Annotated in this window: 18 protein-coding genes; 10 read left to right on the top strand and 8 right to left on the bottom strand. The window is 66.9% G+C overall.

Annotation, left to right across the window (positions count from 1 at the left end):
- Positions 1 to 12: 12 nt before the first annotated feature.
- Positions 13 to 1,392 carry an FAD-binding oxidoreductase gene (locus tag ACR80S_RS01325; RefSeq protein WP_435402360.1) on the top strand — a complete coding sequence of 460 codons (1,380 nt, stop codon included), beginning with the start codon at positions 13 to 15 and terminating at the stop codon, positions 1,390 to 1,392.
- Between the two features lie 34 nt (positions 1,393 to 1,426).
- Here the strand turns inward: ACR80S_RS01325 and ACR80S_RS01320 are convergent, their stop codons facing one another.
- Together ACR80S_RS01320 and ACR80S_RS01315 are read right to left on the bottom strand one after the other, a co-directional pair.
- Positions 1,427 to 3,277 (bottom strand): sensor domain-containing diguanylate cyclase, encoded by a 1,851-nt coding sequence (locus ACR80S_RS01320; RefSeq protein WP_435402359.1) that lies wholly within the window; start codon positions 3,275 to 3,277, stop codon positions 1,427 to 1,429.
- Between the two features lie 132 nt (positions 3,278 to 3,409).
- The gene (locus ACR80S_RS01315; RefSeq protein WP_435402358.1) at positions 3,410 to 4,909 is read right to left on the bottom strand and encodes a CoA-acylating methylmalonate-semialdehyde dehydrogenase; all 1,500 of its coding nucleotides are present in this window, start codon (positions 4,907 to 4,909) and stop codon (positions 3,410 to 3,412) included.
- A gap of 216 nt (positions 4,910 to 5,125) precedes the next feature.
- Between ACR80S_RS01315 and ACR80S_RS01310 the strand changes: the two genes are divergently transcribed.
- Both ACR80S_RS01310 and katG read left to right on the top strand, forming a co-directional pair.
- Entirely contained in the window at positions 5,126 to 6,067 is a 942-nt protein-coding gene (locus ACR80S_RS01310) for a LysR family transcriptional regulator (RefSeq protein WP_435400556.1), read from the top strand.
- Between the two features lie 241 nt (positions 6,068 to 6,308).
- A complete protein-coding gene (katG, locus tag ACR80S_RS01305) occupies positions 6,309 to 8,489 on the top strand; it encodes a catalase/peroxidase HPI (RefSeq protein WP_435402357.1) in 2,181 nt (726 codons plus the stop codon).
- Positions 8,490 to 8,617: 128 nt separating this feature from the next.
- On the opposite strand, the gene ACR80S_RS01300 is transcribed toward katG, so the two are convergent.
- Positions 8,618 to 10,090, bottom strand: a complete 1,473-nt coding sequence (locus ACR80S_RS01300; RefSeq protein WP_435402356.1) for a protein adenylyltransferase SelO — start codon at positions 10,088 to 10,090, stop codon at positions 8,618 to 8,620.
- A gap of 60 nt (positions 10,091 to 10,150) precedes the next feature.
- Positions 10,151 to 11,047: a LysR substrate-binding domain-containing protein gene (locus ACR80S_RS01295; RefSeq protein WP_435402355.1), complete on the bottom strand. Its 897-nt coding sequence runs from the start codon at positions 11,045 to 11,047 to the stop codon at positions 10,151 to 10,153.
- 122 nt (positions 11,048 to 11,169) lie between these two features.
- Between ACR80S_RS01295 and ACR80S_RS01290 the strand changes: the two genes are divergently transcribed.
- Positions 11,170 to 12,051: a DMT family transporter gene (locus ACR80S_RS01290; protein ID WP_435402354.1), complete on the top strand. Its 882-nt coding sequence runs from the start codon at positions 11,170 to 11,172 to the stop codon at positions 12,049 to 12,051.
- A 19-nt stretch (positions 12,052 to 12,070) separates the two neighbouring features.
- On the opposite strand, the gene ACR80S_RS01285 is transcribed toward ACR80S_RS01290, so the two are convergent.
- From ACR80S_RS01285 to ACR80S_RS01270, 4 genes are all read right to left on the bottom strand, one after another.
- Positions 12,071 to 13,336 carry a TRAP transporter large permease gene (locus ACR80S_RS01285; protein ID WP_435400561.1) on the bottom strand — a complete coding sequence of 422 codons (1,266 nt, stop codon included), beginning with the start codon at positions 13,334 to 13,336 and terminating at the stop codon, positions 12,071 to 12,073.
- Positions 13,333 to 13,899, bottom strand: a complete 567-nt coding sequence (locus ACR80S_RS01280; RefSeq protein WP_435402353.1) for a TRAP transporter small permease — start codon at positions 13,897 to 13,899, stop codon at positions 13,333 to 13,335. The genes ACR80S_RS01285 and ACR80S_RS01280 overlap by 4 nt, the downstream gene beginning before the upstream one ends.
- Positions 13,900 to 13,914: 15 nt before the next feature.
- Positions 13,915 to 14,898 carry a TRAP transporter substrate-binding protein gene (locus ACR80S_RS01275; RefSeq protein WP_435400563.1) on the bottom strand — a complete coding sequence of 328 codons (984 nt, stop codon included), beginning with the start codon at positions 14,896 to 14,898 and terminating at the stop codon, positions 13,915 to 13,917.
- A 131-nt stretch (positions 14,899 to 15,029) separates the two neighbouring features.
- Positions 15,030 to 15,713, bottom strand: coding sequence for a GntR family transcriptional regulator (locus ACR80S_RS01270; RefSeq protein WP_435402352.1), 684 nt, complete (start codon positions 15,711 to 15,713; stop codon positions 15,030 to 15,032).
- A 211-nt stretch (positions 15,714 to 15,924) separates the two neighbouring features.
- Between ACR80S_RS01270 and ACR80S_RS01265 the strand changes: the two genes are divergently transcribed.
- From ACR80S_RS01265 to ACR80S_RS01240, 6 genes are all read left to right on the top strand, one after another.
- A complete protein-coding gene (locus ACR80S_RS01265; RefSeq protein ID WP_435402351.1) occupies positions 15,925 to 16,920 on the top strand; it encodes a TRAP transporter substrate-binding protein in 996 nt (331 codons plus the stop codon).
- Between the two features lie 79 nt (positions 16,921 to 16,999).
- The gene (locus ACR80S_RS01260; RefSeq protein ID WP_435400566.1) at positions 17,000 to 17,515 is read left to right on the top strand and encodes a TRAP transporter small permease subunit; all 516 of its coding nucleotides are present in this window, start codon (positions 17,000 to 17,002) and stop codon (positions 17,513 to 17,515) included.
- A 2-nt stretch (positions 17,516 to 17,517) separates the two neighbouring features.
- The gene (locus tag ACR80S_RS01255; protein WP_435400567.1) at positions 17,518 to 18,852 is read left to right on the top strand and encodes a TRAP transporter large permease; all 1,335 of its coding nucleotides are present in this window, start codon (positions 17,518 to 17,520) and stop codon (positions 18,850 to 18,852) included.
- A 13-nt stretch (positions 18,853 to 18,865) separates the two neighbouring features.
- Positions 18,866 to 20,221: a malonyl-CoA decarboxylase gene (locus ACR80S_RS01250; RefSeq protein ID WP_435402350.1), complete on the top strand. Its 1,356-nt coding sequence runs from the start codon at positions 18,866 to 18,868 to the stop codon at positions 20,219 to 20,221.
- Positions 20,218 to 21,735 (top strand): malonate--CoA ligase, encoded by a 1,518-nt coding sequence (locus ACR80S_RS01245; protein ID WP_435402349.1) that lies wholly within the window; start codon positions 20,218 to 20,220, stop codon positions 21,733 to 21,735. Before ACR80S_RS01250 ends, ACR80S_RS01245 begins: the two co-directional genes overlap by 4 nt.
- 17 nt (positions 21,736 to 21,752) lie before the next feature.
- Positions 21,753 to 22,349 (top strand): 2-hydroxychromene-2-carboxylate isomerase, encoded by a 597-nt coding sequence (locus tag ACR80S_RS01240; protein ID WP_435402348.1) that lies wholly within the window; start codon positions 21,753 to 21,755, stop codon positions 22,347 to 22,349.

Here is a 22,349-nt window from a genome sequence, read left to right as displayed (position 1 = left end):
GAGGAGGGTGTCATGACAACTCACATCGATAACACAGCACTCAAGGAGTTTCGCCAGGGCTTCTCCGGGGAGGTCCTGCTCCCCGAGGATGCCGGCTACGATGAAGCCCGCACGCTGTTCAACGCGATGATCGACCGCCACCCGGGGGTCATCGCCCAGTGCGACGAAGTGGAGGATGTGGTGAGCGCCGTCAACTTCGGCAGGCAGCTGGGGCTCGAGATCGCGGTGCGCGGCGGCGGACACGGTGTCGCCGGCAAGGCCTTGACGGATGGCGGGCTGGTGATCGATCTGCGCCGGATGCATCGCGTGGCAGTCAACCCGGAGGCGCGCACCGCCACCACCGCCGGCGGCTCGACCATGAGCCACCTCGACCGCGCTACCCAGCCCCATGACCTGGCGACGACGGGTGGCCGGGTATCGACCACCGGCGTGGGCGGCTACACCTTGGGCGGTGGCGACGGCTGGCTGGCCCGCAAGTTCGGGCTGGCCTGCGACAACCTGATCGCCGCCGAGCTGGTGACCGCCGACGGCAGCATCGTGCACGCCAGTGCGCAGGAAAATCCCGAGTTGTTCTGGGCGCTGCACGGGGGCGGCGGCAACTTCGGGGTGGCCACATCGCTGACCTTCCGGCTGCACGTGCTGAAGCAGGTCACCGCCCTGCTGCTGCTGTGGTCGCCCGAGAAGGCACCGGAGGTCCTGCACGCCTATCGCGACTTTCTGGAAGCGGCACCGGATGACGTCGGAGGCGCCGTTGTCTACCTGACGGCCCCTCCGGAGGCCTTCGTGCCTGACCACCTCGTCGCAAGGCTCACCTTCGCCGTCCTGATCGTCTACGCCGGGCCGGAGGTCGAGGCACGCGACGTGGTGGCCCCGCTGCTGGCACTCGGCCACGAGGGCGAGATGATAGCCGAGATGCCCTACGCCGACCTGCAGTGCATGCTCGATGACCCGCACGGCTATCGCAACTACTGCTCCGCCGACTACCTGGATACCCTGCCCGACGAGGCGATCGAGCTGTTCTGCGAACGGGCGGGCGACATGATCGTGCCGTCCCACTCCCAGCATGTGCTGATTCCCCAGGGAGGTGCGGTGGCCAGGGGGCCGTCGGACTTCCCGGTTCCCTGGCGACACGCCCCCTGGGCCGTGCACCCTTTCGGGATGTGGGAGGATCCGGCCGACGACGAGCGGGGCAGGCAGTGGTCGCATCGCCTGCGCCGCGACCTCAGCCCCTGGGCCAGCGGCAGCGTCTACCTCAACTTCATCGGCGATGAAGGCAGGGAGCGGATCATCGCCGGCTTCGGGCGAGCGAACTATGAACGATTGAGCCGGATCAAGGCGCAGTACGACCCGCAGAATCTCTTCCACCTGAATCAGAACATCGTGCCGGCCTGAACCCGGCCACGCCCCCAGGGCGGAGACGCAAGGGTCATGGCGTCTCCTCCAGGATGGCGCGGGTCACCACCCGGTTGCGATTGCGCTCCTTGGCCTCGTACATCGCCTCGTCGGCCTCCCGGTAGAGCCGGTCGGCGTCAGGCACGCGTCGGTAGTCGTTGCAGCAGACCAACCCGAAGGAGGCGGTGACCACGCCGCCCTCGGCCTGCACATGGGGAATGGCGAGGTCTTCCAGCGCCTGGCGGAAGGCCTCCAGGCCGTGCCGGCCCTGGTCCAGCTTGTCGACCTCGAGCAGCAGGCCGAACTCCTCCCCGCCCAGCCGGAACAGCCGGTCACCGGCGCGCCGAAAGTGCTGTTGCAGCAGGTCCGAGACTCGAATGAGCACCTCGTCACCGGCCTGGTGCCCGAGGGTGTCGTTGTAGAGCTTGAAGGCGTCGATATCCATGACCGCGAAGAGCAGCGCCCGGCCGCTGCGACGTCGCCGCTGCAGTTCCTCGTCGACCAGTTCCTGGAACTGGCGGCGGTTGAGCAGGCCGGTCAGCGGGTCGGTGCGGGCCATGGCGGCGAGCCGGCGGTTGGCGGCCTCGAGCTCGCGGGTACGCTGGGCGACCTCAGCCTCCAGCCGCAGGCTGTGCGAGCGCTCCAGGTCGTGGGTGGCGCGTTCGGCGGCGAGCTTCTCGTTCTTGAGAAGGTTGATCTTGTAAGCGAGGCCAAAGGCGAGCAGCAGGAACTCCAGGCCAGAGCCCGCCTGCACGGCGTATTCGGTAAAAAAGTTGTAGGGCAGCACCCCGGCCACCCGCAGGAAGTAGAGCGACACTCCCACCAGCAGCACGCTCCAGGCCACCAGGAAGATCTGCGCCAGCCGGTCGCCCAGCCAGCTGCGCCAGACGGCCACCCCGAGCATCAGCGAGGAGAGCAGGATGGCGGCGGGGATCATGATGCGAAATACCAGGGCATAGTGCCCCAGCAGCGCCGGCAAGGCGCTCGCCAGGCACAGGCCCGCCACCCCGTGGAGCAGCCGGGAGAAGCGCGGCGCGTACCGGGGTAGGTTGAGGTAGCTGCTGCTGAATCCGGCCAGGGTGACGGCGAAGAGCCCGATGGTGAGCGGCAGCATCTGGTTGTTGAAGGTAGGCCAGCTCGGCCACCAGTACTGGAAGGCAAAGCCCCGCGCGGCGAACATCAGCACGAAGAAGGTGCCGAGGTAGACCACATAGTGCAGCAGGCTGCGCTCCCGGATAACCAGGTAGAGCAGCAGGTTGAAGATCATCAGCGCCAGCAGCGCGCCGAAGTAGAGGCTGAAGGCCATGAGCTCGCGCTGGGCCTTGTACAGGAAGCTGCCGTCGCTCAGCAGGTAGAGCGGTGTGGCGTCGAACAGGCCGTCGTGGGTGTCCAGCCGCAGGATCACGCGACGCGTCTCGCCGGGCGGCAGCGGAATGGGCAGCACGAAGGTGCGGTGCGCCACCGGTCGCGTGTCGAAGGCGCGGCGGTTGCCGGTCTGCCACGCTCCGACCACCTCCCCCGCCTCGTCGACCACCCAGGCATCCAGGTAGTCGTGCAACGGCATGGCCAGCTCCAGCAGCCGGCGCACTGGGCCCTCGCCGGTATTGGCGAGCTCCACCTGGAGCCACCAGGCCGAGTCGGAGAAGCTGAAGTTGATCGTCTCCTCACCCGTGGGCCGCCAGGGCAGGGGGACGTCCCGGCCAAGCAGGTCGTCGATGCCCAGCTCACGGCCGGCATCCTCGAGCAGTTGCATGTGCGGGCCCAGGTTGAGCTCGCCGGGCGACTCGCTGACGTCGACGGCGGCCCGGGCCGGCGACACCAGCAGGCAGGCGAGCAGCAGCCAGACGGCCATGGCCGCTGGCAGGGGCGAGAAACGACGGGTCACGTGAGCTCCGAGATCGTATCCGTACGATGCGTGCACTCTAGCAGCTTCGCCTGACCTGACGATAAAAGGCCACCAACGCAGGCGGCCCCGCCTCTCTCGAGACGGGGCCGCCGGATCACCGGGCTTTGAGAATCAGCTCAGCGAGATGGTGCTGTTGATGCCGCTGGAGACGTTCTCCGGCTCGAACCAGCGGGCGGAAACGGTCTTGGTCTGAGTCCAGAAGGCGATCGCCTGCTTGCCGTTGGGGCCCAGGTCACCGAGCTTTGAGGCCCGCGAGCCGGTGAAGCTGAAGTAGGCGACCGGCACCGGGATCGGCACGTTGATGCCGATCTGGCCGACGTCGATATCGGTCTCGTAGCGGCGCGCCACCCAGCCGGAGTTGGTGAAGATGGAGGTGCCGTTGCCGTTGGGGTTGGCGTTGATGAAGGCGATCGCCTCGTCCAGGGTATCGACGTTCACCACACAGAGCACCGGGCCGAAGATCTCCTCGCGGTAGATGGTCATCTCGGCGGTGACGTCGGAGAAGAGGGTCGGGCCGACGAAGTTGCCGTCGGGGTAGCCCTCGACCTGGCAGCCGCGGCCGTCGACCAGCAGCGTCGCCCCCTCCTTCTCGCCGGCGGTGATCAGGCGCTCCACGCGCTCCTTGGCGGCCGGGGAGACCAGCGGGCCGAGGTCGGCGTCGGTCTGGGTGCCGGGACCCACCTTCATGCTGCGGGTGCCCTCGACGATATCCTCCAGCCACTCGCGGGCCTCGCCCACCAGCACCACCACCGAGTTGGCCATGCAGCGCTGGCCGGCAGCGCCGTAGGCGGAGCCGAGCAGGTTGTTGATGGCCTGGCTGCGGTTGGCATCGGGCATGATCACGCAGTGGTTCTTGGCGCCCATCATCGATTGCATGCGCTTGCCCGCGGCGGCGGCACGGTTGTAGAGCAGCGAACCCACGTGGGTGGAGCCGATGAAGGAGAGCGCCTTGATGTCGGTATGGTCGGCGATCTGGTTGGCCACGTCCGGGCCGCCATGGACCACGTTGAGCACGCCGGCCGGGATGCCCGCCTCATGGGCCAGCTCGACCAGACGCATGGTGGAGCTCGGGTCCTGCTCGGAGGGCTTGAGCACGAAGGTGTTACCGGTGGCGATGGCCAGCGGGAACATGAAGCAGGGCAGCATGATCGGGAAGTTGAAGGCGGTGATGCCGGCGCCCACGCCCAGCGGCTGGTGCATGGTGTAGACGTCCACGTCGCTGGCGGCATTCTCGGCCAGTTCGCCCAGCTGCAGGGAGGTGATCGAGCAGGCGTGTTCCACCACTTCCAGGCCGCGACCCACTTCGCCCACGGCGTCGGGCAGGGTCTTGCCGTGCTCTTCGGTGATCAGCACGGCCAGCTCGTCGGTGTGTTCTCTGATCAGCGCCTGGAGCTTGAGCATGATGCGCATGCGCTTGCCCAGCGGGACCTTGCGCCAGGTCTTGAAGGCCTCCTTGGCGCTGGCCACGGCGCGCTCGACCTCCTCGGGGGTACAGAACGGCACCCGGGCAACCACTTCCTGGGTGGCCGGGTTGACCACGTCGCGCCACTCCTGGCTCTGGGACTGAACCTGTTGGCCATCGATAACCATGGGGATTTCGCGGACTGACATGGGCATGCTCCTCTCTCTTCTGTCGCTGCCCGGGGATCGGCTTGTTGTTGGACCTTGCCGTGGATCACCCAGACATTAGACTTTGTGTGTATAAAAACACGGAAGTTGATAGAGACGAGTCTATCCAGAGGTCGGATGGTGTGACAACGGGCAGTCGGGCACATTGTTTGTGCGCCTGCGCACAACCAGCCGCTCATCCCCCACGGCGAGGCCCCCATGCTCGACTGGCAGGATATCCAGATCTTTCTCGAGGTGGCCCGCAGCCAGCGGCTCACCGATGCTGCCCGCCGGCTGGGGCTCGACCACTCCACCCTGTCGCGTCGCACCCGACGCTTCGAGCAGAAGCTCAACACCCAGCTGTTCGAGCGCAGCACCCACGGCTACCACCTCACCGAGGCCGGCCAGCAGCTGCTGGCCCACGCCGAGGAAATGGCCCGCCATGCCTTCGAGGCCGGCGAGAGCCTCACCGACAAGAACCATCAGATCAGCGGCCAGATCCGCCTGGGGGTGACCGAGGGCTTCGGCACCTGGGTAATCGCCCCGCTACTCTCGGCCTTCTGCGAACGCCACCCCGGCGTGACCCTGGATCTGCTCGCCCTGCCCCGGGTGGTCAACCTGAGCCGCCACGAGGCGGATCTGGCCATCACCGTGGAGCGCCCGGTGAGCCCGGGCCTGGTGATCTCGCGGCTGTGCGACTACCGGCTGCGGCTTTACGGCAGCCAGGGGTATCTCGCCCGCCACGGCCGGCCGGAGAAGCTCGCCGAGCTGGGGGTTCACCGGCTGATCGGCTACGTGGACGACCTGATCTTCAGCGAGCAGCTCAGCTACCTGGAGCCGCTGCTCGACCCGGCGGTGGTCGGCCACCCCGGGCCCCACTTCGCCATGCGCAGCACCAGCGTGACCACCCAGCATGCCGCCTGCCTGCACGGGGCCGGCCTGGCGGTGCTGCCCTGCTTCATGGCGGAGAGCAGCGGGCCACTAATCAGGGTGCTGGCGGATGAGGTGGCCATCGACCGCCAATTCTGGATCACCGCTCGCCAGGAGCAGCGCCGCCTGGCCCGGGTGCGCCTGCTGTGGGATTTCCTGCGCGAGGCGCTGGAGGTCAACCGCGCCTTCCTGGTGGGCGAGGCTCCAGAGCTGCGCCTGCCAGAGGCCTGAATCCCCCGCCATCCCTAGCACCCCAGGCGTCGGTCGCCGATAAAGATTGGCTATCGACGCGGTCGACAATCTCGCATTGTGCTAATGGATTCATGGAGAGTAGTTTGGTGGTACTCGGGTGTGTAGCCGAACTCGTCGCCACCCAGTGGCCGAGGGTTGACCAGGCTCACTGTCCCGCCAAACCGCCATCGTCTATATAGAGGTGGCAGTCAGAACAACGCAGCCAAGATTGGAGAGCGCTATGGGTGATCAGCAGAACGCAGGCAAGTGCCCGGTGATGCACGGGGCCAACACGCAAGGGAAAGCGGATGTGGTCGCCTGGTGGCCGGAATCCCTGAACCTGGACATCCTCCATCAGCACGATCGCAAGACCAACCCGATGGGCGAGGACTTCGACTATCGAGAAGAGGTAAAAAAGCTCGATTTCGACGCTCTGAAGAAGGACATGCACGCCCTGATGACCGACAGCCAGTCGTGGTGGCCGGCCGACTGGGGCCACTACGGCGGCCTGATGATTCGCATGGCCTGGCACTCGGCAGGCACCTACCGCATCGCCGACGGCCGCGGCGGCGCCGGTACCGGCAACCAGCGCTTCGCTCCCATCAGTTCCTGGCCCGACAACGCCAGCCTGGACAAGGCACGTCGTCTGCTGTGGCCGATCAAGAAGAAGTACGGTAACAAGATCAGCTGGGCCGACCTGATGATTCTGGCCGGGAACGCGGCCTACGAGTCCATGGGCCTGAAAACCTTCGGCTTCGCTTTAGGTCGCGAAGACATCTGGCACCCCGAGAAGGACATCTACTGGGGGGCGGAAAAGGAGTGGCTGGCGCCCTCCGATGAGCGCTACGGAGATGTCGAGAATCCGGCCACCATGGAGAACCCGCTGGCCGCCGTGCAGATGGGTCTGATCTACGTGAACCCGGAGGGTGTGAACGGCCAGCCAGATCCGCTCAAGACCGCCGGGCAGGTGCGTGAAACCTTTGCGCGCATGGCGATGGACGACGAAGAGACTGCGGCGCTGACCGTCGGCGGCCATACCGTTGGCAAGTGCCACGGCAACGGCGATGCCGAATCCCTTGGGTCGGAGCCGGAAGGGTCCGACGTTCATGAACAGGGCTTTGGCTGGCATAACCCGAACATGGGAGGCAAGGCCGCCAATGCGATCACCTCGGGTATCGAGGGGGCCTGGACCAAGCATCCGACCCAGTTCGACATGGGCTACTTCGACATGTTACTTGACCATGAGTGGGAGTTGAGGAAGAGCCCCGCCGGTGCCAACCAGTGGGAGCCCGTCGACATCCAGGAAGAGGATAAGCCGGTCGATGCCAGCGACCCTTCCATTCGCTACAATCCCATCATGACCGATGCGGACATGGCGATGAAGGTGGACCCAAGCTATCGCAAGATCCTCGAGAACTTCCGTCAGAATCCCGAATACTTCAAGGACTGCTTCGCCCGCGCCTGGTTCAAGCTGACCCACCGCGACCTTGGGCCGAAGAGCCGCTATATCGGACCGGAAGTCCCACAGGAAGACCTGATCTGGCAGGATCCGGTCCCGGCCGGAAGCACTGACTACTCAATCGAGGCAACCAAACAGAAGATTGCCGACAGCGGTCTCTCCATCGGCGAACTGGTCAGCACCGCCTGGGACAGCGCCCGCACCTTCCGGGGCTCCGACATGCGCGGTGGCGCCAACGGTGCCCGTATTCGTCTGGCCCCGCAAAAGGACTGGGCAGGTAACGAGCCCGATCGCCTGGCCAGGGTGCTCAAGGTCTACGAGACGCTCTCCACCGAGACCGGCGCCAGCATTTCCGACCTGATCGTGCTGGGTGGCAGCGTGGGCATCGAGCAGGCCGCCAGGGCCGCCGGCCACGACGTGCTGGTGCCCTTTAACCCGGGCCGCGGCGACGCCACCGACGAGATGACCGACGCTGCCTCCTTCGAGTTCCTGGAACCCCTGGCCGATGGCTTCCGCAACTGGCAGAAGCAGGATTACGTGGTCAAGCCGGAGGAGATGCTGCTCGACCGCGCCCAACTGATGGGGCTGACCGCACCGGAAATGACCGTACTGATCGGCGGCATGCGCATGCTGAACACCAACCACGGCGGCACCAAGCACGGCGTGTTCACCGATCGAGAGGGTCAGTTGACCAACGACTTCTTCGTCAATCTGACCGACATGGCCTACTCCTGGAAGCCGGCGGGCAACAATGTCTACGAGATTCGCACCCGCAAGACCGACGAACTGAAGTGGACTGCCACCCGCGTGGACCTGGTATTCGGATCGCATTCCATTCTGCGCTCCTATGCCGAGGTGTACGCCCAGGACGACAACCAGGAGAAGTTCGTGAAGGACTTCATCAAGGCCTGGACCAAGGTGATGAACGCCGATCGCTTCGACCTGGAAAAGCTCCAGATGTGATGGTGGCATAAGCCAGGCATTCTGCCTGGTTGAGATACAGAGTCGCCCGGGACAACCCCGGGCGACTTTTTTGATGCTCCACAGTGCAGGGGCCGCTGCCCAGTAAGTGAATAGCGGTGTTAACGACATCAGGTCCCGCAGAAGGTCCGAAACACCCGCTCAGTGGGCGGCGCCGGCTGGGCGTAGGCCTCACGGCCGGGCTGCTCGGTGAAGGGCTCGGCCAGCACCTCGGTGAGTGCCGCGAAGGGGGCGAAGTCGTCGTGCTCGGCGGCGGCGGCGATCACCCTCTCCACCTGGTGGTTACGGGGAATGTAGAGCGGATTGATTGCGTTCATCCACGCGGCGACCTCTTCCATGCCCACACCCTCCCGACTCAGCCGCTCACGCCAGCGCGGCAGCCATTCCTGCAGCGCCCCGTCACTCTCGAAGAGCGCGAGCAGCGGGGGGGCGTCCTCCTCCACGGCCTCGGCCAGGCGGCGAAAACCCAGGGTGAAGTCGGCACGACCGGCGGCGAGCGCGTCCAGAAAGGCCTCAGCCAAGGCGCGGTCGCCCTCCTCTTCCTTCACGAGCCCGAGCTTGGCACGAAAGACCGCCAGCCACTCGGCCTCATAGCGCGGTTCGAAGGCCTCGATTACCGCGGTGGCCTTCTCCACGGCGCGCTTCTGGTCGGGATCGAGCAGCGGAATCAGCGTTTCGGCGAAGCGCGCCAGGTTCCACTGGGCGAGCCACGGCTGGTTCCGGAAGGCATAGCGCCCCTGCTCGTCGATGGAGCTGAACACCATGGTCGGCGAGTAGGCCTCCATGAAGGCGCAGGGGCCGTAGTCGATAGTCTCCCCCGAGATCGCGCAGTTGTCGGTGTTCATCACCCCGTGGATGAAGCCCAGCCCCATCCACTTCGCCACCAGCGCCGCCTGACGCGCCGCTACGGCCTCCAGCAGCGCCTGGTAGCGCTCACTGTCCGCCAACTCCACCAGTGGTGGATAGTGGCGCTCGATGGCCATCTCGGCCAGGGTGCGCACGGCTTCGTGGTCGCCGCGGGCGGCAAAGTACTGGAAGGTGCCCACCCGCAGGTGGCTGGCGGCGACGCGGGTCAGCACCGCGCCGGGCTCGGGCACCCGGCGGAAGACCCGCTCCCCGCTGGTCACCGCGGCCAGGGCCCGGGTGGTAGGCACGCCGAGGCGATGCATCGCCTCGCTCACCAAGTACTCGCGCAGCACCGGGCCGAGCGGGGCGCGGCCGTCGGCACCGCGGGAGAAAGGCGTCATTCCCGCCCCCTTGAGCTGGATATCGCGCAGCCGTCCCTCACGATCGGTCACCTCGCCCAGCAGCACCGCCCGACCGTCACCGAGGCGCGGGTTGAAGTGGCCGAACTGGTGGCCAGCATAGGCCTGGGCGACGGGTTCGGCGCCTTGGGGCACGGCGTTGCCGGAGAACCATTCGGCGGCTCGGGCCTCGTCGAACCGGGTGAGATCGAAGCCCAGTTCCTCGGCCAGCGGCCGGTTGAAGGCCACCAGCCGCGGCGCGGTCACCGGCACGGGGTCGAAGCGCTCGAAGAAGTGCTCGGGCAGGCGGGCGTAGCACAGGGTGAACTCGGGAAACATGGCGGCTCCGGTCGGCGGCGTAGAGCGGGAGGAACGGATACCCGAGTATAACGCTCAGGCTTATCCCTTTCGAGCCGGCCCGACGCCGCCGCTGGACTCCAGCGGCATCAGCTCCTCGCGGATCAGCTCGGCCAGGCGCCGGGCCGGCTCGGTGGGGCGACGGGCGGCGCGGTGCAGGGCCAGCTCCACGGCGGGCAGCGGCGGCAGGCCACTGGTCTCATCCAGGGCGCGCAGCTGGGGGCCGAGCATGCTGCGGGTCACCACCACGATGGCCAGTCCCGCCTGCACCACCGGCGCCAGCCCGGCCATGGACTGGCTGGTGTAGGCCACCCGCCAGTCTCGGCCCGCGGCGGCCAGGGCCTCCTCGGCCACCTCGCGAAACAGGTCGGCCCCCGGGGAATAGAGCGCCAGCGGCAGCGGGTCGGAGAGCGGCGGCTGGCGCTCCAGGCCCACCGCCCAGGCCAAGGGCTCGCGGCGGATCACCTCGCCCCCCGGCGAGCGGCGCTGGCGGGTCACCAGCGCCAGGTCCAGTTCGTCGGCACGCACCCGCTCGACCAGATCGACGCTGGTGCCGCAGGTCACCTGCAGGCGCACGTCCGGATAGAGCTGATGGAACCAGGAGAACACCGAGGTGAGCAGGGAGGCATAGTCCTCGGGAATCCCCAGGTTCAGCTCACCGGCGACGCGCCGGGCACGCATGTCGGCCAACGCCTCGTCGTTGAGCGCCAGCAGCCGCCGCGCATGTCCCAGCAGCCGCTCACCTTCGGCGGTGAAGCGGATGCGCCGCCCTTCCCGTTCGTGAAGTGCCACGCCCAGCGCTGCCTCCAGGCGGCTCAGCTGCATGCTCACGGTGGACTGGGTATAGGCCAGGCGTCTCGCCGCCGCGGTGACGCTGCCGGTATCGGCGATCGCCACCAGAGTGCGCAGCAGACTCAGGTCGAGGGTTGGGGCGCGCATGAAACCATCAAGCTCCTTGATGATTATCTTCAAGAATGATCGTTATCTTGATGAGTATGGCATGGATAGCATGGTGGCATCTCCCGACTGACCCCATCGACACCTCGCAGGAGGTCACCCCCATGCAATTCCATCCCTCTCGGTCCCTTCACTTCCCCTGGTTCGGAGGCAGCGCCGCGATACTGGCCGTGGTGCTGTGGGCGCTGGTACCGCTGCTGGTCGCCCAGGCGGACGAGTTGCCGCCGCTGCGGCTCTCGGCCCTGGCGCTGCTGGCCGGGGCGCTGGGCACCCTGCCCATGGCGTACCGCCGGCGGCCTGGCGCCGGGTTGACCCGCACGCAAGGGGGATTGGTCTATCTGGGCGTGCCACTGCTGGTCGCCGGCGCGGTGGGCGCCTGCTCCGCCGCTTTCACCCTGGCCCCCGCCGGCGAGGCGGCGTTGATCCTCTACACCTGGCCGGTGCTCCTGCTGCTGACCAGCCGGTGGCTGACAACGGGGCGGCTGCCGAGCAGCACCCTGCTCGGTGCCGGCCTGGCCTTCTCCGGCGCCGCCCTGCTGGTGGCGCCCCAGGCGCTGACCGGTGGTGCTTCCGGCGCCTGGGGCGGCTACCTGCTGGCCGCGGTCGCGGCGCTCTGCTGGGCGCTCTATTCGCTGGCCTGTCAGGTATCGGCCTGGCGCCTGGGCGAGCGCATGCCGCACCTGTTGCTGATCGCCAGCGTGGTCACCGGCATCGCCAGCCTGATCCTGGAGGGCACCATTGCTCTGCCCTCGGCGGAGACCCTGCTGATCACCGCCGCCCTGGGGCTGGGACCCTACGGCCTGGCCATGCTGGCCTGGGATCGGGCCATGGGCGACCCACAGGCTCACCGCGTCGGCCATCTCGCCCATACGGTGCCGGTGCTGGCCACCCTGTTCCTGGTGCTGGCAGGGGTTGCCACGCCGGACTGGCGGCTGCCGGTGGCCGCGCTGCTGGTGGTAACGGGCAGCATGATGGCCAGCCGATGAAGAGTCCTCGGCGGCCCGATCAGCGTCCGATCAGCGCCGTGGTCAGCCAGGGCTGCCAGGCCAGCAGCACCAGGGTGACGAGGCTCGCCAGCAGGAAGGGCACCAGCGAGCGGAAGATTCGCAGAGGCGGGGCACCGGTCATGGAGGAGGCGATGTAGAGCCCCGCCCCCACCGGTGGCGTCAGCAGCCCCAGCACCAGGGTCAGGCAGACCACCACGCCGAACTGGTAGGGGCTGATGCCGAACTGCTGGGTGGCGATGGGCAGCAGGATCGGCACCACCAGGATCAACGCGGCGATGCCGTCGATGATCATGCCCACCAGCAGCAGCACGCCGATCAGCAGCAGCAGGAACAGGAAGGGGTCGGTGGTGAGCGCGGCGATCCAGGCCGCGGCCATCTGCGGCAGGCGCTCGTAGACGATCACCCAGCCGAACACCCCGGCGGCGGCGATCAGCATGATCACCAGCCCCGCATTCACCGCGGTGCGCTTGAGCACCGTGGGCAGCATGGCGAAGCGCAAGTCGCCGTAGAGGAAGCGCCCCAGCAACAGCGCGGCCAGCGACGCCAGCGCCGCGGATTCTGTGGGTGTGGCCAGCCCCAGCAGGATGCCCCCGATGATGATCAGGGGGATGGCCAGCGCCGGCAGACCCATGGCCAGCGCCCGCTTCGCCTCGGCGCGGCTCGGCCAGCGCCCCTTCGGATACTGCTGCACCAGCCCCACCACGGCGATGGCCAGGAAGAAGCTGAAGCCCAGCAGCAGCCCGGGCAGGATGCCGGCAATGAACATCTCGGCGATGGGCACCTGGGCCATCACCCCGAACAGCACGAACAGCATCGAGGGCGGGATGATCGGCGAAAGCAGGCCCCCGGCGGCGGTGATGGCTGCGCCATAGGAGCGGCTGTAGCCCTCCTGCTCCATGGCCGGCACCATCGCCCGGGACATGATGGCGATCTGCGAGGCGGCCGAGCCGATGATCGCCGCCATCATCATGTTGGCGACCAGGTTGATGTAGGCCAGCCCGCCGCGGAAGCCGCCCACCAGCAGCCGGGCGAGATCGATCAGCCGGCGCGTCACCCCGCCCTCGTTCATCAGCTCACCGGCCAGCATGAACAACGGAATCGCCAGCAGCCCGTAGCTCTCGATGGCCCCGAACAGCTGCTGGGGATAGGACTCGAAGAGCACGCTGTTACCCGAGACCTGGATATAGACCATGGCGGTCAGCGCCAGCACCAGGGCGATGGGCACCGCGCCGAGCAGCAGCAGCCCGAAGACCGCGACCGTCATGGCCCCGCCCGCGGCGGCCGGAACGGCTCGACCGGGTCACGCAGCCCGCGCAGCGCCTCATCCAGGTTGACCACGGCGTGGAAGGTCAGCGACAGCGCGAACCAGGGCACGATCAGCCACACCCAGAACTTGGGGATACCCAACGTCGAGGTGTTCTCGGCGTAGATGAAATTGAAGGTCTCGCCCTGGAAGGCGCGGACGTCGAAGCCCAGCCGGGCCAGTTCCAGCGGCTGGTACCAGCGCCAGCAGAGCCACAGCAGCAGCACGGCGAAGACCAGCACGGCGAGATCCACCAAGACCATCAGCAGGCGATGGGCGAAGCCCGGCAGGGCATCGGCCACCAGGGTGACGGCGATGCCCTGCCGGCGCTTGAGCACCGCGCCGGCGATCAGGAAAGTCATCCAGATCATGGCGAAGATGGCCAGCTCGCTGATCCAGTAGAGGGGGCTGCCCGCGGCGCGAAAGGCCACATTGACCAGGATCAACAGGGTGACCGACGCCGCGAGGGCAGCGGCGGCGATCTCCTCCAGGCGCGCCAGGCGGTCGGAGAGGCGTGACAGCATTGGCTCCGCGTCTCCTTACTGGCGCAGGCGCTCGGCTTCCTCGCGCAGCGCCTCGAGCATCGGCGCCTTCTCGGCCCAGGTGGCTTCCCACTCGGCGATGGCCTCGCTGAAGTACTCGGCGTCGGCCTCGACGATGTTGAGATCCAGGCCGCGGATCTCCTCCTCCTGGGCGGCGTCCATGGCCTGGAAGCCGGCCAGCACGTTCTCCAGGTGCTCGGCCATGGTGGTCTCGATCAGCTCGCGGTCCTCGGCGGAGAGCTCGCGCCACACCCGGCCTGAGACCACGCCCACCATCGGGAACATCATGTGATTGGAGATCAGCAGGTTATCGGCCTGCTCATAGAACTTGAGGATCAGGATCGAATCGAAATCCATGTCGATGGCGTCCACCTGGCCGTTGGCCAGAGCGTCATAGACCTCGAGCAGCGGCAGCGGCGCCGGCGCCGCGCCGGTGGCGGTGTAGAAGTCGCGGATCGGCTCGAAGGGGGTGATGCGCAGGCGCTTGCCGCGCATGTCATCCATGCGCTCGATGGGGGCGCGGCTGAGCACCTGGCGCATGCCCACCATGCCGTAGCCGAGCCCCACCAGGCCCACCTCGGCGGGCATCAGCTCGAGCAGCTCGGCGGCGGTGTCGGAGCGCAGCAGGCGCGCGGCGTGGTCAACGCCATCCACCAGGTAGGGGGCGTAGAGGGCGCCGAAGTCCGGGATGCGGTTGGAGATCTCGGCGATGGTCAGGAAGGCCATGTCGAGAGCGCCGGTCTGCAGCTGCTGGACCATCTGCGCCTCGTTGCCGAGCTGCTGGGCCGGGAAGACGCTGATGCTATGCTCGCCGCCCGAGCGCTCATGGAGGGTCTCGGCGAAGGCCTCGGCCTCGGTGCTCCACAGGTGCTGCGGCGGAGTGATCAACCCCAGGCGAAAGTCCCGCGCCTGGGCGGTCAATGAAGAGGCGGCCAGCGCGGTGGCGGCCACGGCCAGGGTCAGCGTCTTGATGCGATTCATGGGAGCCTCGTGTCAGTCCAGCGTGGCCTTCCGCCTTCATGTGAAGTTCATGGCGGCGGGGCCTTGTCGTTGTCAGGCTGACGAGATTACCGCAGGCGAGGCGTTGATGGCATCCATTCGGGCCCCGGGGCTCACCCCATGCCGCTGAGCGGACTCTCGAAGCGACGCACGCTGGCCACGAAATCACTGAACCGCTCGCCCTGGATCAGCACGTGATCGCGCAACAGCGCCTCGGCGCGCCCCGCCTCTCCGGCAGAGATGGCAGCGACGATGGCCTGGTGCTCATCCAGTGAGGTGTGCATCCGATGGCGCACCTGCAGCTGCAGGCGCCGATAGGGCTTCAGTCGCTGCTTGAGCTGGCGCGACTCGCTGGCCAGGAAGTCATTATGGCTGGCCGCGTAGATGCAGGAGTGAAAGGCCTCGTTCTCGTAGTAGTACTCGTCCGGATCACCGACCCGGGCGGCGGCCTGGCAGCGGGCATGGGCCTCCTTGAGGGCCGCGAGCTCCTCCTCGCTGATGCGCCGCGCCGCCAGGCGACCGCACATCCCCTCCAGTTCGGCCATCACCTCGAACATCTCGATCAGCTGATCGATACCCACCCGGGCCACGAAGGTGCCCTTCTTGGGTGATACCGTCACCAGCCCGCTGGCCATCAGCTGCTGGATCGCTTCCCGCACCGGCGTGCGCGAGACGTTGAACTCCTGCCCCAGGGCCTCGGGGTCCAGGCGCTCTCCCGGCGCCCGGCGCCCGTTGATGATGTCATCCTCCAGCGCATCCCTGAGTCGTTGGGCGCTGGAGCGCTTGGCACCCGTCATGCGACACCTCCCTAGATCAAGCTATCCAAGCTATCGGGCCCCGGTGAGCAGTATCTTGCGGGCCCGCAACATGTGTCCTTTCCTTGACAGTAGCATATGTCAAGACTATTGATATATACATCAGCGCCGCTGATAAACATCACGCCAAAGACCAAGCTCACAAGACCAAGCACACAAGACCAAGACACAAGAACAACCTTGGAGACGCCCAATGAAACGCTATACCCTGCCCGCCGTCGCTGCCCTGGGCCTTGCCATCGCCGCCAGCTCCGCTTCGGCCGACACCGTCCTGCGAGCCTCCCACCAGTTCCCCGGGGGCCAGGGGGACATCCGCGACGAGATGGTCCAACTGATGGCCCGCCACGTGGAAGAGGCCGATGTGGGCCTGCAGATTCAGGTCTACCCGGGCCAGTCCCTGTTCCGTGCCGGGGAACAGTGGGGTGCCCTGGTTCGCGGCCGCCTCGACATGACCCTGCTCCCCCTCGATTACGCCAGCGGTCGCCATCCGGAGTTCTCCGCCACCCTGATGCCCGGCCTGGTGCGCAACCACGAGCACGCCGCGCGCCTCAACGACTCCGAATACATGGGCATGATCAAGCAGGTGATCTCGGACAACGGCGCTCGCGTGCTGGCCGACAGCTGGCTGGCCGGCGGTTTCGCCTCCAGCGAGCAGTGCATCACCTCGCCGGACACCGTGGCCGGCCAGAACATCCGTGCCGCCGGGCCCGCCTTCGAGCAGATGCTCCAGGCCGCCGGTGCCTCCATCGCCTCCATGCCCTCGTCGGAGGTCTACACGGCCATGCAGACCGGGGTGCTGGACGCCGCCAACACCTCCTCCATGTCGTTCGTTTCCTTCCGCCTCTACGAGCAGGTGGAGTGCCTGACCGAACCGGGCGACTTCGCCCTGTGGTTCATGTATGAGCCGGTACTGATCTCCGAACAGGTCTGGCAGGGCCTCACCGAGGAGCAGCAGGCCGTGCTGATGGAGGCCGGCGAGGCCGCCGAGGCGTACTTCACTGCAGAAGCGGCCGCCGTCGATCAGAAGATGGTGGACGTCTACAGGGAGAACGGCATCGAGGTAGTGAGCATGAGCGAGGAGGACTACAACGCCTGGCTCGATATCGCCCGGGAAACCTCCTACAAGAATTTCGCCGAGAACGTACCTAACGGCCAGGCCATCATCGACGCCGCCCTCGCGGTCGAGTAACGCCTTCCCCTTCCCACCGTGATCCGGGCCGCCCGCAAGGGGCGGCCCCCATTTCGCAAACCGGGAGGAGTCAACGGCCATGGCCAATTCCCAACCCCTTGCTCGACGCCCCGGTGTCATCGGCGGCTACATACGGCTGATGGATGTGCTGTCCCGGGCCAGCGCCTACCTGGCGACGGTGATGTTCATCGCCGGCGTGCTGGTGATCTGTCAGATGGTCTTCATTCGCTACCTGCTCGGCATGAGCACCAGCTGGCAGACCGAGTTCACCGTATTCTCGGTGACCGGCGCCATGCTGATGGGTAGTCCCTACGTGCTGATGACAGGCGGACACGTCGCCATCACCATCCTGCCTGACGCCCTGGGCGGCATGGCCCGCAAGGCCATGCGGCTGACGGCCTCCCTGGTCGGACTCGCCTTCTGCGCCGCCCTGGCCTACGCCTCCTGGGTCTACGTCGTGGAGGCCTTCGAATTCAACTGGCGCACCGGCACCGTGTGGAACCCCCTGCTGTGGCCTGCCCTGATGCCCATGGCCGTGGGAACCACCCTACTGACGCTGCAATACGTGGCTGAAATCCTGCGCGGGGAGGCCTAGCCATGGATCCGATTACACTGGGCATCATCGTTGCCGTCGTGCTGGTCCTGCTGATGGCGATCGGCACGCCCATCGCCTTCGCCCTGGGCGGGGTGTCGTTGCTCGCGCTGATATACGACCGTGGGCTACCCGAGCTGATCTACTTCGGCGAGACCTTCTTCGACAGGATCGCCGAGTTTGGCTTCGTGGCCATCCCCATGTTCATCCTGATGGGCGCCGCCGTGGCCTCCTCGCCCACCGGGCGCGACCTTTACCGTTCCCTGGACCTGTGGATGGGCCGGCTGCCAGGGGGCCTTGCCGTGTCCAACATTGGCGCCTGCACCATCTTCTCGGCCCTCTCCGGTTCGTCTCCCGCCACCTGTGCCGCCATCGGCAAGATGGGCATCCCCGAAATGCGCAACCGAGGCTACCCGGACGGCGTCGCCGCCGGCTGCATCGCCGCAGGCGGCACCCTGGGCATCCTGATTCCGCCCTCGGTGACCATGATCATCTACGGCATCTCCACCGAAACCTCCATTGGTCGTCTGTTCATGGCAGGGATCATGCCCGGGCTGATGCTCGCCGGCCTGTTCATGATCTGGACCATGATCGCCTGCCGATTGGAGGGGGGCTACAACAACCCGATGTCCCAGACCGCCGAGCGCGTGAAGGAGAACATCAAGGCCAACGTCGATACCAACCTCAAGGCCCTGATTCGTGTGGTGCCCTTCCTGCTGGTGATCGCCGGCATCCTGTTCGCCCTCTATGGCGGGGTGGCCACGCCCTCCGAGGCGGCCGGCGTGGGCGCCTTCCTGTGCGTGGCCCTCGCGGTGCTGATCTACCGCATGTGGCAGGTCAAGCCGATCAAGCTGATCATGCGCGATTCGCTGCGCGAGAGCGTGATGATCATGCTGGTGATCGCCACCGCGGAGGTGTTCGCCTATGCCCTATCCTCCATGTTCATCACCCAGACCATTGCCGCCGCGATCAGCGACCTCGACGTCAACCGCTGGGTGCTGATGGGCATCATCAACCTCTTCCTGCTGGTGGCCGGCTTCTTCCTGCCGCCGGTGGCGGTGATCGTGATGACCGCGCCGATCCTGTTGCCGATCATCCTGGCCGCCAACTTCGATCCCTACTGGTTCGCGGTGATCCTCACCATCAACCTGGAAATCGGCCTGATCACACCACCCGTGGGCCTCAACCTGTTCATCATCAAGGGGATCGCTCCGGATATCTCCCTGCGCGACATCCTCATGGGCAGCCTGCCCTACGCGCTCTGCATGGTGCTGGGCATACTGCTGCTGTGCCTCTTCCCGGGCATCGCCCTGTGGCTGCCCAACCTGATCATGGGCTAATGGAGACGAGACCATGAACATGAGTTTCCTGCAGGAGCTGTTCAACAACATCACCCAGCGCGACGCCCTGCGGCGGCGCCGCAGCGGGGAGTCCGCCACGCCCGACCACGGGCAATTGGTGGCGGCCTGCCAGGCACTGCTGGAGAGCGATGGCGAGGCCTCGAGCATCGCCCTGGCCAGCCGGGCGCTGGCCATGTACCGCCGTCTTTCCGCCCCGGAGCGGGAGCGTTTCTTCGCTCGCCTGGAGGCAGAGTTCGCCGCCGAGCCGGAGCGCATCGATGCGGCCTATGCTGCCTATCAGGAGGACCGCGACAACGCCAGCCTGCAGGCGCTGTTCGAGGCCTGTGAGCCGCGCCGCCAGGAGCTGTTCCGCCGGCTGAACCTGGCCAGCGACGGCACCGTGGAACTGGTGCGGATGCGCGAAGACCTGCTGGCCCTGCTGCGCGACCACCCCGGGCTGGACGCCATCGACGCCGATTTCGCCCACCTGTTCGGCTCCTGGTTCAACCGCGGCTTCCTGGTGCTCAAGCGCATCGACTGGAACACCCCCGCCTCGATACTCGAGAAGATCATCCGCTATGAGGCGGTGCACGAGATCCAGGACTGGGACGACCTGCGCCGCCGCCTGGATGCCCGCGACCGCCGCTGCTTCGCCTTCTTCCACCCGGCAATCGGCGACGAGCCGCTGATCTTCGTGGAGGTGGCGCTGTGCAAGGGACTGCCGAACCGCATCCAGCCGATCCTGACCGGCGAGGACAGCGGCGTGGAGGACCCCGAGGACGCCGACAGCGCCGCCTTCTTCGGCATCAGCAACTGCCAGACAGGCCTGCGCGGCATCTCCTTCGGCAACTTCCTGATCAAGCAGGTTGTCCAGGAGCTCAAGCACGAATTGCCGCAGTTAAAGTACTTCGTGACCCTGTCGCCGGTGCCGGGCTTCGCCCACTGGCTGGCCGAGCAACGTCAGAGTGACAGCCTGCCCGGCGAGCTGCGCAAGACCCTCGGCGAACTCGACGCGGCCGAGTGGCAGCGTGACCCCGAACGGGCGACAAAGCTCGAGGCGGTGGTCAAGCCGCTGGCCGCGCGCTATCTGGTCCACGAGAAGAACGCACGCGGCAAGCCGCAGAACGCGGTGGCCCGCTTCCACCTGGGCAACGGCGCCGAGCTGCACCGGGTCAACTGGCTGGGTGACGTCTCCGCCAAGGGGCTCAAGCAGGCCGCCGGCCTGATGGTCAACTATCTCTACGTGCTCGAGGAAATCGAGCGCAACCACGAGAACTATACCGCCAACGCCGCCGTGGCCTGTTCGAGCGAGGTGCGTGACCTTGCCCGCAAGGCACGGAAGCTGGCCAAGGGAGAGCACAGCAAATGAACCACAACCTCTTCGCGACCTTCGCCGAGCGCATGCAGGAACGCGGCGACGCCGACTTCATCACTGCCCGCGAGGGGCGAGGCTACTCCTACGCGGAGGCGCTGGAGGCCAGCGCCCGGCTCGCCGGTGCACTGACCGCGCTAGGCGTGCAGCAGGGGGACCGGGTGGCGGTGCAGGTCGACAAAAGCCCGGAGGCCATCCTGCTCTACCTCGCCTGCCTACGCATCGGCGCGGTCTATCTCCCGCTCAATACCGGCTACACCGGCGAGGAGATCCGCTATTTCCTCTCCGACGCCGAGCCGGCCCTGTTCGTCTGCCGCGCCGCCGTCCTGGACGAAGCACAGCGTATCGCGACCGAGACCGGCTGCCCGGCGGTGGAGACCCTCGGCACCGCCGCCGACGGCAGCCTGATGGAGAAGGCCGCCGCCGCCACGCCTCGGGAAGACATCGTGACGCTCGGCGAGCGCGACCTCGCGGCGATCCTCTACACCTCGGGCACCACCGGGCGCTCCAAGGGGGCCATGCTCACCCACCGCAACCTCGGCTCCAACGCCGAGACGCTGCGCCAGGCCTGGCACTTCACTCCCGAGGACCGGTTGATCCACGCGCTGCCCATCTTCCACACCCACGGCCTCTTCGTGGCCTGCAACGTCACCCTGATGACCGGCTCGAGCATGCTCTTCCTGCCGAAGTTCGATGCTGACGTGATCTTCGAGGAGATGCCCCACGGCAGCGTGCTGATGGGCGTGCCGACCTTCTACACCCGCCTGGTGGCCGACGAGCGCCTGACGCCCGAGGCAACCGCCAGCATGCGCCTGTTCGTCTCCGGCTCGGCCCCGCTCACCGCCGAGACCCACCGGGAGTTCGAGCAGAAGACCGGGCATGCCATCCTAGAGCGCTATGGCATGACCGAGACCAACATGAACCTCTCCAACCCCTACGATGGCGAGCGCCGCGCCGGGACCGTGGGCATGCCGCTGCCCGGCGTGGAGTTCCGCATCACCGACCGCGAGACTGGGGGCGAGGTGCCCGAGGGCGAGATCGGCATGCTCGAGATCCGCGGCCCCAACGTCTTCATCGGCTACTGGCGGATGCCCGAGAAGACTCGCGAGGAGCTGCTGGAGGATGGGTTCTTCATCACCGGCGACCTGGCCATGGTCGACGAGCGCGGCTACGTGCACATCGTCGGCCGCGACAAGGACCTGGTGATCTCGGGGGGCTACAACGTCTACCCGAAGGAGGTCGAGCAGCTGATCGACGAGCTCGAGGAGGTCTACGAGTCGGCAGTGATCGGCCTGCCCCATCCCGACTTCGGCGAGGGCGTCACCGCCGTGGTGGTGTGCCAGCCGGGCGCGAGCATCGACGAGGTCGGTGTACTGGCCCATCTGGATGGCCGGCTAGCGAAGTACAAGCAGCCCAAGCGAGTATTCTTCGTCGACGTCTTGCCCCGCAACACCATGGGTAAGGTGCAGAAGAACGAACTGCGCAAGCAGTACGACGCCACCTACCGCTGAACCGACGAGGAACGCCCATGTCCCGCCATATCACCTACTACTACACCCATGTCTCCCCCTGGAGCTATCTCGGGCATGCCCGACTGGGCAAGATCGCCGCGCGCCACGGCGCCACGGTGGACTACGTGCCGATCACCCTGGGCGCGATTTTCCCGCGCACCGGGGGCCAGCCACTCGCCAAGCGCGCCCCGGCCCGCCAGGCCTACCGTATGGCCGAGCTGCGGCGCTGGCCCCAGCGGCTGGGACTGCCGCTGAACGTGGAGCCGAAGCACTTTCCCACCGACGACCGCCCCGCCGCCCGTCTGGCCCTCGCGGCCAAGGCCCGTGGGCACGACATCGCCGAGCTGTCGCTTGCCCTGATGCGGGCCTGCTGGGTCGAGGAACGGGACATCGCCGAGGCGAGCATCCTGCGCGAGATCGCCGACACCGTTGGGCTCGACGGGCGGGCCCTGCTGGCCGAGGCCGAAGGTCCCGAGGCCCAGGCCCGCCTCGACGAGGCCTGCCGGGTCGCGCTGGTGGAGGGCTGCTTCGGCGCCCCCTGGTACAGCGTCGACGGTGAACCCTTCTGGGGTCAGGACCGCCTCGAACTTGTCGAGGAAGCCCTGACCCGCTGA

Origin of the sequence: Halomonas salsilacus, from assembly GCF_051216275.1 — a bacterium.
Classification (GTDB): domain Bacteria; phylum Pseudomonadota; class Gammaproteobacteria; order Pseudomonadales; family Halomonadaceae; genus Halomonas.
This window is presented reverse-complemented; position numbering and strand designations above follow the sequence as displayed.

Excerpts from the sequence above, each read along its gene's own strand:
- ACR80S_RS01270 (WP_435402352.1), bottom strand. The coding sequence starts at position 15,713 with ATGACGGGTGCCAAGCGCTCCAGCGCCCAACGACTCAGGGATGCGCTG.
- ACR80S_RS01260 (WP_435400566.1), top strand. The coding sequence starts at position 17,000 with ATGGCCAATTCCCAACCCCTTGCTCGACGCCCCGGTGTCATCGGCGGC.
- ACR80S_RS01250 (WP_435402350.1), top strand. The coding sequence starts at position 18,866 with ATGAACATGAGTTTCCTGCAGGAGCTGTTCAACAACATCACCCAGCGC.
- ACR80S_RS01290 (WP_435402354.1), top strand. The coding sequence starts at position 11,170 with ATGCAATTCCATCCCTCTCGGTCCCTTCACTTCCCCTGGTTCGGAGGC.
- ACR80S_RS01325 (WP_435402360.1), top strand. The coding sequence starts at position 13 with ATGACAACTCACATCGATAACACAGCACTCAAGGAGTTTCGCCAGGGC.
- ACR80S_RS01265 (WP_435402351.1), top strand. The coding sequence starts at position 15,925 with ATGAAACGCTATACCCTGCCCGCCGTCGCTGCCCTGGGCCTTGCCATC.
- katG (WP_435402357.1), top strand. The coding sequence starts at position 6,309 with ATGGGTGATCAGCAGAACGCAGGCAAGTGCCCGGTGATGCACGGGGCC.
- ACR80S_RS01275 (WP_435400563.1), bottom strand. The coding sequence starts at position 14,898 with ATGAATCGCATCAAGACGCTGACCCTGGCCGTGGCCGCCACCGCGCTG.
- ACR80S_RS01310 (WP_435400556.1), top strand. The coding sequence starts at position 5,126 with ATGCTCGACTGGCAGGATATCCAGATCTTTCTCGAGGTGGCCCGCAGC.
- ACR80S_RS01280 (WP_435402353.1), bottom strand. The coding sequence starts at position 13,899 with ATGCTGTCACGCCTCTCCGACCGCCTGGCGCGCCTGGAGGAGATCGCC.
- ACR80S_RS01285 (WP_435400561.1), bottom strand. The coding sequence starts at position 13,336 with ATGACGGTCGCGGTCTTCGGGCTGCTGCTGCTCGGCGCGGTGCCCATC.
- ACR80S_RS01315 (WP_435402358.1), bottom strand. The coding sequence starts at position 4,909 with ATGTCAGTCCGCGAAATCCCCATGGTTATCGATGGCCAACAGGTTCAG.
- ACR80S_RS01245 (WP_435402349.1), top strand. The coding sequence starts at position 20,218 with ATGAACCACAACCTCTTCGCGACCTTCGCCGAGCGCATGCAGGAACGC.
- ACR80S_RS01300 (WP_435402356.1), bottom strand. The coding sequence starts at position 10,090 with ATGTTTCCCGAGTTCACCCTGTGCTACGCCCGCCTGCCCGAGCACTTC.
- ACR80S_RS01295 (WP_435402355.1), bottom strand. The coding sequence starts at position 11,047 with ATGCGCGCCCCAACCCTCGACCTGAGTCTGCTGCGCACTCTGGTGGCG.
- ACR80S_RS01255 (WP_435400567.1), top strand. The coding sequence starts at position 17,518 with ATGGATCCGATTACACTGGGCATCATCGTTGCCGTCGTGCTGGTCCTG.
- ACR80S_RS01240 (WP_435402348.1), top strand. The coding sequence starts at position 21,753 with ATGTCCCGCCATATCACCTACTACTACACCCATGTCTCCCCCTGGAGC.